The following is a 12,396-nucleotide window of genomic DNA, read 5'->3' on the forward strand; positions in this document are numbered from 1 at the left end:
GGTTCAGGACTCCTTGCAGAACTCGCCGATGGGGATGCCCACGTGCCGCTGCTCGGTCGCGATGTAGCCCAGCAGCTCGTCGCCCCGCTGCAACTCGGTGACGTTGCGGACCTTCCCGCCGGGGCCGAGCACCCGCACGTGCCAGTCGTCCTGCACGGTGAGGCTGACCTCGACGCCCTCGGGCGAGTGCGCGGTGATGGTCAGGATCGGGCGCGACTCCAGCTTGGCCCGGCCGACGGTGAGCTTGCGGGTGCGGCCCTCGGAGTTCACCGCGAGCACCGTGCTGCCCGAGCGCAGCTCCGACAGGTAGTTGGTGCGGTTGTCCGGACCGAGCACGTAGGAGTGCAGCGCGCCGGCGTTGACCCGGAACGGCCGGGTCGGCATGTACGGCAGCGGGTGGGTCTCGGAGCAGCACAGGATGAAGCCGGAGGAGAAGGAGCCGACGAGGATGCCCTCGTCCTCCTGGAAGTGCGAGGCGGTGTCGACGCACACCCGGTCGCCCAGGCCGTTGTGCGCGATGCCCTCGACGACGAGCGTGGTCAGCTCCAGCGGCGGGGTGGTCGCCTCCAGCAGCCTGGCCAGCTTGAACACGTCGTTGGCGTCGCGCGGCGCCATCAGGACGCCGTCGGAGCCGTGTTCCAGCACGTCCAGGACGATCGCGGCCTCCTCCAGGTCCGCGACGACGGTGACGAGCTTGCCGGCCGCGCCGTCGGCGGCGGCGATGACGATCTCCAGCGGGATCTTCGTCGGGTCGGTGAACCCGACCACGGCGTGCCCGAGCCGCACGGCCGCCGCGCACGCGAGCTTCAGCGTGCGGTCGTCCTCGACCTGCACGAACGCCGAGTCGACGGGGAGCCGGTCGAGCTGGTCCTGGTCGCGCACCACGACGGTGACCAGGTGCGGGCTCTCCACGGGCTCGTCGGCGACGAGCACGCGGGTGATCGTCGGCGGCAGGGTGTCGAGCAGCGCCGGGTCGTCGGAGACGACCCCCGCGAGGCGGGCGTGCACGGCGGCGTCGACGACGGCGTCGCGCTGCGCGTCGGGGACGGTTCTGAGGTCGATCCAGGCGAACTTCAACGGTTCTCCAAAATGGTGGGCCCGCACGCCGGCCGGACCCGCGGAAGGGGGTTTCGCGGGTCCGGCCGACGGCGGGGTCAGGACGAGGCCACGGCCCCGGTCATCGCGCGGACGATGTCCGCCTCGCTCTCCCCGTGGACGATCGACGCGAGCTCGGCGACCAGGGACATCGGTGTCGGCGAGGTGAACACGCGGCGGCCCACGGCGAGGCCCGCGCACCCGACCGCCATGGCGGTGCGGGCGTGGTCGACGAGACTGCCGCCGGTCGCCGGACCACCCGCCACCAGCACCGGGATCGGGCTGGTGGCGATCACCTCGGCCATCCGCTCGGACGGTGTGGCGAGGTTGGTCTTGACGATGTCGGCGCCGAGGTCGGCCGCGATGTTCACGACGTGCGCGAGCAGCGCGGGGTCGTTCGGGTCGACGATGCGCGGACCGCGCGGGTAGGCCATGGCGATCAGCGGGACGTTCCAGTCGTCGCACGCGGCGGCGACCGAGCCGAGGTCGGCGAGCTGCCGGGCCTCGGTGTCGGAGCCGATGTTGACGTGGACGCTGACCGCGTCGGCGCCGAGCCGCAGCGCCTCCTCGACGTCGCCGACGAGGACCTTGGCGTTCATGTCGGCCATGTGCGCGGTGCCCGCGCTCAGGTGGACGACGAGCGCGCACCCGGCGAGCACGTCCGGGTCGATCGTCCGCACGCGTCCCTTGTGGACGATGATGGCATCGGCCCCGCCCATCACGACCGAGTCGACCAGGTCGCGCCACCGGTCGCGCGACACCACCGGACCGTCCGACACGCTGTGGTCCAGCGGCACGAAGAGGTACCTGTCGTCGCGCGGTCGGGAAAGGCGTCGCAGTCGCAACGCTTTCCTCATGTCGCTCACACCTCCCCAGATCGGTGATAGCCATCAGCAGGGTGGTGGAGCGGGCGAGCACGGCGGTAGGTGTGAGGTGGCGATAACTCGCCAGTTATGCACCTGTTGGACTAACGGTGCGTGCGAGGCCACAACGGAGCGTCATCCCGCGGTACCCGCGCGGTCGGTGTTTGTCGTGTGCGAATTGCCCTAGGCTGCCGCAGTGCACATGGAGCTGAGGCACCTCCACGTCGTGCTGACCGTGGCGGAAGCGGGCAGCATCAGCCGTGCCGCCTCTCTGCTGAAAATCGCGCAGGCGGGGTTGACGGCCCAACTGCGCCGCATCGAACGCGGTTTCGGCGGTCCGCTGTTCCTGCGGCGCACCGACGGCGTCGAGCTGACCGAGCTGGGCAGGCACGTCGTGCTGCGGGCGCGGGACCTGGTGGAGCGGTTCGACGAACTGCTGGTCACGGCGCGCAAGCTGGCCGCGGAGAGCGGCGGCGCGGGCATCCGGCTCGGCGGGGTGGCCGGGGCGCCGACCCCCTTGCTGGTCGGGGTGGTGCGCGGGCTGTTACCGACGCACCCGCAGACCACGCACATCGAGCGCAGTGGTGACGCCGTACTGGAACTCGTGCGCGCCGGCAAGCTCGACCTGGCACTGGTCACCGAGTTCCCGCAGAGTCCACTGCGGATTCCCGAAGAAGTCGACTTCCGCACCGTCGCCACGGAACACATGGTGGTCGGAATTCCGGTGGGGCACCGGTTGTCCGGGCGTGCCGAGATTCGGCTGTCCGAACTGGCCGATGAGGAATGGGCCGTGCCGGACGAGAACTACGGCGGCGGGCGGTTGAACCTGCACCTGGCCTGCGAGGCGGCCGGATTCACGCCGCGTTGCGCGCATTTCGGCGTCGATCCGGCGTCGGCGGCGGAACTGGTGCGTTCCGCGCACACCGTGGCGGGGTTCTTCCCCACCGGCCACGACCTGCCCGGCGTGCTGCTCAAGCCGATCGCGGGCAACCCCGTGCACCGGCGCGTCACGCTGGTGTGGAACCGGGGCTGCGAGGCCGCCGAGCACGTCGACGACGTCCACGCCGCGCTGCTGCGCGCCCACCACGAACGGCTCCGGGGGCACGGCCGGGCGGCCAAGCTGGCCGCCACGGGGTTGACCGTGGCGGCCAGCTGAGCGAGGGGTCAGCAGCCGCCGCAGTTGTAGTACGTCACGTCCCAGTGGTTCGACTCCAGGAAGTAGATGTTCCCGGAGCCGGAGCGCCACTTGTTGCCGCCGATGGACGTGAAGGTCCCCCGCACGTAGTTGTTGATGCAGGTGGACAGGGCGAAGTCGAGCTTGTACCCGTTCCAGTGGCTGTAGGTGCCGCTGGCGTGGCCGGTCTCCGTGCCGCCGGTGATGCGCAGGGCGCAGCCGCTGGCGCGCTTGAGCGTGATGCCGCCCTGCACGGTGGTGAGGTTGATCTGCTCGAAGCTGGTGCAGGTCGGGTTGTTGCGGTCGCTGCAACCTCCGCTGGACGACCAGGTGAGGCCGGCCGCGCTGAAGCGGCTCGCGGCGTCGGAGTGGCTGAGCTTGGTGACGGCCGCCTGCACGTCGGCGGTCGCGACCGCCGTGGTCAGGGTCATCCCGGCGAGAGCCAGGACGAACGCGGCGAGGGCGCGGGCAAGGCGCATGGTCTTTCCCCTTCCGGTCGCGGCGGAAGCTAACGTCGTGCGGTAAAAAACGGCCTAAACGCCCAGCGCATCGCGGTACAGCGCGCGCAGCCGCGTGCCCGGGCGGACGCCCAGCTCGTCGGCCAGGGTCCGGCGCACGTCCTGGAACACGCCGAGGGCCTCGGTGCGCCTGCCGCACGCGAGCAGCGCGGTCATCAGCTGGTGGCGGAGGTTCTCGGAGAACGGGTGCTCGGCCACGAGCGGGGTGAGCGCGTCGACGGCCTCGGCGTTGCGGCCCAGGGCCAGGTCGAGGTCGATGGCCGCCTCCAGCGCGGCCAGGCGGTGGGCCTCCAGGGGTGCGCACAGCCAGGCGCGGAGCGGCTCGGACTCCGCGCCCGCCAGCGGTGCGCCGCGCCACAGGTCGAGCGCCCGCGCGTACACCTCGCGGCGCTCGGCGAGGTCGGCCACGTCGGCGGCCCGCGCGGTCAGCGCGCGGAACCGCAGGGCGTCGACCTGCTCGGGTTCGGCGGCCAGCAGGTAGCCCCCGTCCTGGTGGCGCACCGGCACGCCCTCGGCGCGCAGCGCCGAGATGTGCACCTGGAGGGACTTGCGGGCGCGCGGCGGCGGGTCGTCGCCCCACACGAGGTCGAGCAGCCGGTCGACGGGGACCGGTTTCCCGCACTGCGCGGCCAGCACGGCGAGGACCTGGCCGGGTTTGCGGCGCAGCGCCCGGGGAGCCCCACCGGTCCGCCGCACCTGCACCGGTCCGAGTATCCGAAACTCCACTCCGACCCCCACGCCGCGTTGAAGTTTCACCAACACTGCCGCGATTCTGGCGGATTCTCGCGGAGCGTGGTTCCCCCGGACGGCTGGCGTGCCGGTCAGGGGGTTCGCAGCGGTGCGGGTGGGCGTGCGGGGGTCAGTCGGAGTGCCGCAGCACGCTCTCGACCTCGGTGCGGAACGCGTTGACACCGTCCTCGCCCTCGGGCGCACCGTGCGCCTGGAGGAGGTGCAGCAGCGCCACGCCGTTCGCCGAGCGCCGGGACAGCGCGCGGAACGAGAAGGCGGCCTCGTACACCGCCAACGCCGTGGCGCCGGCCGCCGCGACCGTGGCCAGGAACGCCCACAGCTCGCGCCGGGGCGCGTCGGCCACCGCGACCGCGCCCAGCGCGGCGGCGGCCGTGAAGAGGAGGACGGTGCCGGCCGTCGTCCACCGCCGGGCCGAGGTGTAGCGGGCGCGGGCCTGCTCGAACCCCGCCAGCCGCTCCCCCACCCGGTGTCGGAGGTACGCGCGGACGAACTGCTCGCGGTGGTCGTCGACCGAGTACGGGGCGGCGGGCTTCGGAGCCGGGGCCGGGGCCTTGGGGGTGGGTGCGGGCGGTGCGGCCTTCGCGGTGGGCTGCGGTTCGGAGACCGTGCGCGGCCTCGGTGACGGCTTGGTCGCCGGTTCGGCCGTCGCCGGTTCGGGACCCGCCTGCTTCGAGGCTGCGGCGCGGGTGGTCCTGGCCCGCGGCGTCCGGGTGCGGGTGGTGCTGTCGTCCTGGGTCTCGTCGCTCATGCCTGGCTCACCGGTTCGTGTCGGTACCGCGCCACCGCGGTCGCGAGGTCGCGGGCGCGCTCGTCGCGCTCCGCGTCGTCGACGGCCGGCGGCGCGGCCAGGTGGTCGAAGTACAGCGCCCGGAGCTGCTCGGCGCGCGCCCGCACGTCCGGGTCCTCCCCGTTGCGCGCCACCACCGCGAGGACGGCGGCCACCGCGCCCGACACGGCCAGCAGCACGCCCGGCCACGGCTCGGCGCCCAGCCACACCTGCAACGCGGCGAACACCGTGGTCGCGAAGCCCGCGCCGATGGCCAGCACGACCAGCAGCCTCGCGCGCTCCCGCGCCCTCAGGGCGGCCACCTCGCACTCGTGCAGCGCGGGCGCCACCACCTGGTTCGCCTCGTGGATCGCGTCGGCGAGCAGCGGGTAGTCGAGCACGTAGCCCGGATCGACCACGGGGTGCGGCTCGGGCGCCCGAAACCGCAGCCTCGGCCACACCGGGGGCGGTGGCACGGGGGCGTGCAGCTTCGCGCCCGGCCGGTCGGCCAGCACCCGGCGCAGCACCGCCACCACCCGGTCCGCGCCCTCGTCGAGGTGCACGACCGCGACACGGCCGCTGCGCACCAGCACGGCGAGGTCGTCGTCCTCGCCCAGGCCGCCGAACGCGACCTCGTCGGCCAGGCCGCCGGTGCCCGCGAGCACCAGCAGCGGCCGGTCGCGGCCCAGGTGGTCGACCAGCGCGGCGCGGGCCACCGCACCGCCGCCGACCAGCAGGGCGAGCACGGGCCGCTTCGTCCCGGCGACGGCGTCGACCACGCGGAACAGGGCGGGCACCTCCTCGCCCCACCGCGAGCCGGGCACCAGCACGGCCGTGTCGTGGTTGGCGTTGAGGCGCACCTCGCCCTCGCCGGGCTCGGTGTCCCCCGCGGCCACCCGGCCGGACGGCGCCACGCCCACGAGCCGCGGCCGGCGGCCCTCCAGGGACTCGACGGCCAGGCCGACCAGGTGCGTGACGCCGACGTCCGCGGCCGCCGTGACCACGACCGAGTCGGACCTGGCCACGTCGGCGAGGACGGCGCGCAGGACCGGCAGGACGGTGGCGGCGAGGTCGGTGCCCAGGGCCTCGACCGGGCCGAGCACCGCGAGGACCGGTCGTCCGCGGGGGAGTCGCAGTGCCCTGGCCCGGACGGTGTCGTCGGGGTGGGCCAACCGCTGCACCCGCGGTCCATCACCCGCTGTAGGCATGCGGGGCACGATAGCGGTGCCTCACGTGAATTTCACCCGTCCAGGGGTGGTTTTTCGCACGGGTAGACTCCCATTCCGTGTCGATTGACCCCGCTGAGCTGGAGATCGCCCTGAAGGTGCTCGCCCAGGTGGATGATCTGGAGACCGAGCACCCCGACGCGGTCGCCGTCCGCCGGGCCACCGCCGGCATCTGGAAGAGCCTCCGCAAGCGCCGCAAGGCCGACCGGCGCGCCGCCGTGACCGCCGCCGACCGCGCCGTCATCGAGGCGACCGCGACCGGGTCGCCGTCGCGCATCGACGACGAGACGCGCGGCGTCCTGCTGCGCGAGCCCGACCCGGGCACGAAGGCGGGCACGCTGCTGCGCGCCCGGTCCTGCTACACGTGCAAGCGCAGGTACACCGAGGTCGATGCCTTCTACCACCAGCTGTGCCCGGCCTGCGCGGACCTGAACCGGGTCAAGCGCGACCAGGGGGCGGACCTCACCGGCAAGCGCGCCCTGCTCACCGGCGGTCGCGCCAAGATCGGCATGTACATCGCGCTGCGGCTGCTGCGCGACGGCGCGCACACCACGATCACCACCCGGTTCCCGCACGACGCGGTGCGCCGGTTCGCCTCGATGCCGGACAGCGCCGACTGGCTGCACCGGCTGCGCGTGGTGGGCATCGACCTGCGCGACCCGAACCAGGTCGTGCAGCTGGCCGACTCGGTGGCCGCCGCCGGCCCGCTCGACATCCTGATCAACAACGCCGCGCAGACCGTGCGCCGCTCGTCGAACGCCTACGCGCCGCTGGTCACGGCCGAGTCGGACCCGCTGCCAGCCGGTCCGCTGCCCGAGCTGGTCACGTTCGGCCACACCACGGCCGCGCACCCGGCGGCGCTCACCGGTTCGCTCGGCGACACCGGGCCGGGCCTGGGCGCGACGGTGACCGCGCTGGCGCTGACCGCCGGGTCGACGGAGATCGACGCGGGCGGCCTGGTTCCGGACGTGGCGGACGTCAACAGCTGGGTGCAGCGGGTCGAGGAGGTCGACCCGGTGGAGCTGCTGGAAGTGCAGCTGTGCAACAGCACGGCGCCGTTCATCCTGATCTCGCGGCTGCGCCGGGCGATGGCAGCCTCTCCCGCGCGGCGCAAGTACGTGGTGAACGTCTCGGCCATGGAGGGCCAGTTCAGCCGCGCCTACAAAGGGCCGGGGCACCCGCACACGAACATGGCCAAGGCCGCGCTGAACATGCTGACCCGCACCAGCGCCGAGGAGATGCTGACCACCGACGGCATCCTGATGACCGCGGTCGACACCGGCTGGATCACCGACGAGCGCCCGCACCCGACCAAGCTGCGGCTGGCCTCGGAGGGCTTCCACGCGCCGCTCGACCTGGTCGACGGCGCGGCCAGGGTGTACGACCCGATCGTGCGCGGCGAGCTGGGCGAGGACCTGTACGGCTGCTTCCTGAAGGACTACGAGCCCGCCGCCTGGTGATCCCGCCGGGAGGCGGCGCGCACAACCTGACGACGCGCCGCGCGTGATCCGCCGAGTTCACCCGTCCGGCGGAGATACTGCCCGCCATGCTCACCGCCGACGGCCACCTGGTGCACTCCCCGTCGGACCTGGTGGACCTGCTGGAGTGCGAGCACCGCAGCGTCCTCTCGCACGCCCTGGCCACCGGCGTGCCCGGCGCGCCCGCGCCCGACCAGCGGCAGGGGCTGCTCGCCGCGCGCCACGGCCTCGCGCACGAGCAGGCCGTGCTGGAGCGGTTCCGCGCGGAGCGCGACGTGGTGGAGATCCCGCAGCCCGCGCCGACGCACGAGGCGCTGACCGCGGCCGCCGAGCAGACCGCGCGGGCCCTCGACGACGGTGCGCCCGTCGTGTACCAGGCCGTCTTCTACGCCGACGGCTTCCACGGCCGGGCCGACTTCCTGGTCGCCGGCCCGCACGGCTACGAGCCGCACGACGCGAAGCTCGCCCGGCACGCCACGCCGGCCGCCGTCGTGCAGCTCACCGCGTACGCGGACGCGCTGGGGCACCGGGCCGGGCCGGCCATGCACCTGCTGCTCGGCGACGGCACCGACCGCGCGTTCCGGGTCGGCGACTTCCTGCCCCTGGTGCGCAACCTCCGCGACCGGCTGACGGCCCGCCTGGCCGCGCCGGCCGCGCTGCCCGACCGCCTGTGGGACGACGAGCGCCCGGCGTGCGCGACGTGCCGCTTCGCCCGGCACTGCGCCACCGGCCGCGAGCGGGCCCGCGACCTGTCGCTGGTCGCCGGCATCCGCGCCGACCAGCGGCGCAAGCTCGTCGCGGCGGGCCTGGGCACGATCGACGCGCTGGCCAACGCCACCCGGTCGGAGAAGCCGGCCACGATGTCGGCCGCCACGTTCACCGGCCTGCGCGCCCAGGCCGCGCTCCAGGTCATCCAGGACGACTCGCGCACCGAGGACGACCCGGTCGGCAAGGTCGCCTACGAGGTCGTGGCGCCCGAGGCGCTGGCCGCGCTGCCCGCGCCGAGCCCCGGCGACCTGTTCTTCGACATGGAGGGCGACCCGTTCGCGCTCGACGGCGAGGGCCTGGAGTACCTGTTCGGCGTGGTCGACGCGGACGCCGCGTTCACCCCGTTCTGGGCGCACACCCGGCCGCAGGAGAAGCGGGCGTTCGAGCGGTTCGTCGACCACGCGACCGCGGCCCTGGAGGCGAACCCCGGGGCGCACGTCTACCACTACGCGCCCTACGAGGTGAACGCCCTCAAGAAGCTCGCCGCCCTGCACGGCACCCGCGAGGACGCCGTCGACCACCTGCTGCGCTCGGGCGCGCTGGTCGACCTGTACTCGGTGGTGCGCAAGGCGCTGCGGGTGTCGCAGCGGTCGTACTCGATCAAGTACCTGGAGCCGCTCTACATGCCCGGCGCCCGCAGCGGCGACGTGAAGAACGCGGTGTCGAGCATCGAGGCGTACGAGGAGTTCCTGTCCCTGCGCGACGCGGACCCGGCGCGGGCCGAGGACGTGCTCAACGGCATCGCCGAGTACAACACCGACGACTGCGTGTCGACGCTGCGGCTGTACCGGTTCCTGCTGGAGGTGCGGGCCGAGGCGGGCATCGCGCCGCACGTGCCCGAGCCGTCGTTCACGCAGGAGGTCGAGGACGAGATCGCGGCGCAGCGCCGCGCCGAGCGGGCCGAGCGGCTGGCCGCCGTGGTGGACCCGCTGATCGAGGGCCTGCCCGACAACCCGGCCGAGTTCACCGACGACGAGCGGGCCCGCGCGCTGCTGGCCGCCGCCGTCGGCTACCACCGCCGTGAGACCAACCCTGCGTGGTGGGACTTCTTCCGGCAGCTCGCCGCGCCCCTGTCGGAGCTGGAGGCAGACAACGCGTGCGCCGTGGGGACGCACGTGCGCGCCGAGGACTGGGCGATGCCGTCGGGTCGGGTCCGCAAGGCGAAGCGCCAGGTCACCGTGGCCTGCGACCCGGACCGGCCGCACCCGTTCGCCACCGGGGACCAGGTGCGCCTGCTCTACCCGGGCACGCCGAACACCACCCGTGACGCCGTGGTGCTGGCCGAGTCGGCCGAGGACGTCGTGCTGCTGGAGAGCGCGGGACCGGAGTCGGTCGACGGCGCGGTGCCGGTGGCCGTGCTGCCGGGCAGCCCGGTCCGGCCGACGCCGAAGGACGAGGCGGTGTACGACCTGGCGGCGATGGTCGTGGACCGGCTGCCCGAGCTGCCGCCGCACCCCGGGATCGACCTGGTCCGCCGCACGCCGCCGCGCCTGCGGGGGTCGCGGGACCTGCCGCGCTCCGACGACCTGATCGCGGACGTGATCGCGGCCGTGGACGCGCTCGACGGTTCGGCGCTGGCCGTGCAGGGGCCGCCGGGTGCGGGCAAGACGTACCTGGCGGGTCGGCTGATCGCCCACCTGATCCGCGGCGGTCGCAGCGTCGGCGTGACGTCGACCAGCCACAAGGCGGTGGAGAACGTGCTGTTCGCGGCCCTGGCCGCCGGTCGCGAGCTGGGCGTGCCGATCCCGACCGCGAAGCGGGCCAAGGGCGCGCCGGCGCGCGACTGCGCCTGGGAGCAGCCGCGCGACAACCCCGCGCTGGTGCGCTGGCGCAACGACCAGGGCGCGGGCCACCTCGTCGGCGGCACGTCGTGGACGTTCGCGAACACCGCGCTGCGCGAGCAGCCGTTCGACGTGCTGATCGTGGACGAGGCGGGGCAGTTCGCGCTGGCCGACGCGCTGGCGGTGTCGACGTGCGCGCGCAACCTCGTGCTGCTGGGCGACCCGCAGCAGCTGCCGCAGGTCGTGCAGGGGACGCACCCGGCGGGCGCGGAGGCGTCCGCGCTGGGGCACCTGATCGGCGACGCCGACGTCGTCCCGCCGTCGCTCGGCTACTTCCTGGACCAGACGCGGCGGATGCACCCGGCGGTGTGCGAGCCGGTGTCGAACCTGTCGTACGCCGGTCTGCTGCGCGCCCACCCCAGCACCGCGGCGCGCGGCATCGCGGGCGTGGAGAGCGGCGTGTACGCGCACTCCGTGGCGCACTCGCACAACACCACCGGTTCGGTCGAGGAGGCCGCCGCCGTGGTCGGGCTCGTGCGGTCCCTGATGGGTCGCCTGTGGACGGACGGCGCGGGCGCGCGGGCGCTGGACGACTCCGACGTGCTGGTCGTGGCGCCCTACAACCTCCAGGTCAGGCTGGTGCGGCGGGAGCTGGAGAAGCACGGCCACGAGCACGTCCGGGTGGGCACCGTGGACCGCTTCCAGGGCCAGGAGGCGCCGGTGGTGATCACCACGATGACCTCGTCCGCCGCCGTGGACCTGCCGCGCGGGCTGGACTTCCTGCTGTCGCGCAACCGGTTGAACGTCGCGCTGTCGCGGGCGCAGGCGGTGGCCGTCGTGGTCTGCTCGCCGCGCCTGGTGGAGGCCGACATCCGCGACGTGGAGCAGTTGCGGCTGGTGTCGGGCATGGTGGGGCTGATGGCCGAGGCCCGGCCGTGGGTGTTCCCGGAGTAGCGCGGCTCCCGTCCCCACTGGGGTGCGCGCCACCCCCTCCGCGGCGCGGCGGTCGTCGTGATCCTCCTCAGGCGACGGCCGTGGAAACGCCCATAAGGGACTCAGAGCAGGCCTCATGTAAACGTTCAGTAGTTACCAATACCCCGATCGGGTTGTTATCTAACCCCGTATAGGGTGACCGCGTTCTCCTCAGCCCTCCCCTCAGGAGCAATTCATGCAGCTCGCCAGAGTCGGCGCTGTCCTCGGTGTCGCCGCGGCCGTCGTCACGACCGGCCTCCTCACCGCTCTGCCGGCATCGGCACACAACAAGGACTTCAAGGCGAAGTGCGAGGACGGCAAGGCCGTCCTCAGCGTGAACCTGACGCAGTACGCCCCGAAGACCGACGACAAGACGAACTACCTGAAGATCACGCTCGACGGGCAGCACTTCAAGATCATCGAGTTCGGCGACAAGCTGGTCGAGAAGTACTCGGCCGAGGTCGACCTCACCGTGCAGCACAAGTTCGCCGCCGAGGTCGACGCGTACGACGGCCACAACGGCAAGCAGTTCGACCACAAGACCGACCCCGCCGACAAGCGGCTGATCGTGGAGCCGTGCCCGGAGCAGGTGCCGCCGGTCGAGGAGCCCCCGGTCGAGCAGCCGCCCGCCGAGGAGCCCCCGGCCGAAGAGCCGCCCGCCGAGGAGCCCCCGGCCGAGGAGCCGCCCGCCGAGACCGTCCCGGTGACGACCACCACCACGGTCGCCACCACCCCGGCCCCGACCACGACCACCACGGCCGCGGTCGTGCCGGTCGCCGAGAAGGACGAGCTGGCGAGCACCGGTGCCAGCATCGCCATCCCGCTGGGCATCGGCGTCGTCCTGCTCGGCGGTGGCGCCGGCCTGCTGTTCTTCCTGCGCCGCCGCGCCTCGAACAGCTGAACGACCTGATCGGCCGGGAAGACGGCCGACCGACCGGAGCCCCGGTCACCCCTTCGCCGGGGTGGCCGGGGCTCCGTCGTGAGAGCGGCGTCGCGGGGTTCGGA

Annotated in this window: 10 protein-coding genes; 4 read left to right on the forward strand and 6 right to left on the reverse strand. The window is 73.5% G+C overall.

Translation table 11 applies throughout. The features are described 5' to 3' along the window. Positions 1–3: 3 nt before the first annotated feature. On the reverse strand, positions 4–1,077 hold the full coding sequence (locus J2S66_RS19400; RefSeq protein ID WP_310308580.1) for a 3-dehydroquinate synthase II family protein: 1,074 nt from the start codon (positions 1,075–1,077) through the stop codon (positions 4–6). Between the two features lie 77 nt (positions 1,078–1,154). Continuing rightward, positions 1,155–1,952, reverse strand: a complete 798-nt coding sequence (locus tag J2S66_RS19405) for a 2-amino-3,7-dideoxy-D-threo-hept-6-ulosonate synthase (RefSeq protein ID WP_310308581.1) — start codon at positions 1,950–1,952, stop codon at positions 1,155–1,157. 208 nt (positions 1,953–2,160) lie between these two features. Between J2S66_RS19405 and J2S66_RS19410 the strand changes: the two genes are divergently transcribed. Beyond that, complete coding sequence (locus J2S66_RS19410) at positions 2,161–3,114, forward strand: LysR family transcriptional regulator (RefSeq protein ID WP_310314904.1); 954 nt, start codon at positions 2,161–2,163, stop codon at positions 3,112–3,114. A gap of 8 nt (positions 3,115–3,122) precedes the next feature. Here J2S66_RS19410 and J2S66_RS19415 read toward each other — a convergent pair whose 3' ends face one another. The 4 genes from J2S66_RS19415 to J2S66_RS19430 all read right to left on the reverse strand — a co-directional run bounded on the left by J2S66_RS19415 (position 3,123) and on the right by J2S66_RS19430 (position 6,374). Next, a complete protein-coding gene (locus tag J2S66_RS19415; RefSeq protein ID WP_306749287.1) occupies positions 3,123–3,611 on the reverse strand; it encodes a hypothetical protein in 489 nt (162 codons plus the stop codon). 54 nt (positions 3,612–3,665) lie between these two features. Beyond that, positions 3,666–4,352 (reverse strand): AfsR/SARP family transcriptional regulator, encoded by a 687-nt coding sequence (locus J2S66_RS19420; protein WP_310308582.1) that lies wholly within the window; start codon positions 4,350–4,352, stop codon positions 3,666–3,668. Between the two features lie 157 nt (positions 4,353–4,509). Continuing rightward, positions 4,510–5,148, reverse strand: coding sequence for a hypothetical protein (locus J2S66_RS19425; RefSeq protein ID WP_310308583.1), 639 nt, complete (start codon positions 5,146–5,148; stop codon positions 4,510–4,512). Beyond that, on the reverse strand, positions 5,145–6,374 hold the full coding sequence (locus J2S66_RS19430) for a hypothetical protein (protein ID WP_310308584.1): 1,230 nt from the start codon (positions 6,372–6,374) through the stop codon (positions 5,145–5,147). The genes J2S66_RS19425 and J2S66_RS19430 overlap by 4 nt, the downstream gene beginning before the upstream one ends. 77 nt (positions 6,375–6,451) lie before the next feature. Between J2S66_RS19430 and J2S66_RS19435 the strand changes: the two genes are divergently transcribed. From J2S66_RS19435 to J2S66_RS19445, 3 genes are all read left to right on the forward strand, one after another. Continuing rightward, positions 6,452–7,852: an SDR family NAD(P)-dependent oxidoreductase gene (locus J2S66_RS19435; protein ID WP_310308585.1), complete on the forward strand. Its 1,401-nt coding sequence runs from the start codon at positions 6,452–6,454 to the stop codon at positions 7,850–7,852. 110 nt (positions 7,853–7,962) lie between these two features. After that, complete coding sequence (locus J2S66_RS19440; RefSeq protein WP_374726208.1) at positions 7,963–11,373, forward strand: TM0106 family RecB-like putative nuclease; 3,411 nt, start codon at positions 7,963–7,965, stop codon at positions 11,371–11,373. 214 nt (positions 11,374–11,587) lie between these two features. After that, complete coding sequence (locus tag J2S66_RS19445) at positions 11,588–12,292, forward strand: LPXTG cell wall anchor domain-containing protein (RefSeq protein WP_310308587.1); 705 nt, start codon at positions 11,588–11,590, stop codon at positions 12,290–12,292. Positions 12,293–12,396: the final 104 nt, after the last annotated feature.

Source organism: Saccharothrix longispora, from assembly GCF_031455225.1.
GTDB classification, from domain to species: domain Bacteria; phylum Actinomycetota; class Actinomycetes; order Mycobacteriales; family Pseudonocardiaceae; genus Actinosynnema; species Actinosynnema longispora.

Excerpts from the sequence above, each read along its gene's own strand:
- J2S66_RS19405 (WP_310308581.1), bottom strand. The coding sequence starts at position 1,952 with ATGAGGAAAGCGTTGCGACTGCGACGCCTTTCCCGACCGCGCGACGAC.
- J2S66_RS19410 (WP_310314904.1), top strand. The coding sequence starts at position 2,161 with ATGGAGCTGAGGCACCTCCACGTCGTGCTGACCGTGGCGGAAGCGGGC.
- J2S66_RS19415 (WP_306749287.1), bottom strand. The coding sequence starts at position 3,611 with ATGCGCCTTGCCCGCGCCCTCGCCGCGTTCGTCCTGGCTCTCGCCGGG.
- J2S66_RS19425 (WP_310308583.1), bottom strand. The coding sequence starts at position 5,148 with ATGAGCGACGAGACCCAGGACGACAGCACCACCCGCACCCGGACGCCG.
- J2S66_RS19430 (WP_310308584.1), bottom strand. The coding sequence starts at position 6,374 with ATGCCTACAGCGGGTGATGGACCGCGGGTGCAGCGGTTGGCCCACCCC.
- J2S66_RS19445 (WP_310308587.1), top strand. The coding sequence starts at position 11,588 with ATGCAGCTCGCCAGAGTCGGCGCTGTCCTCGGTGTCGCCGCGGCCGTC.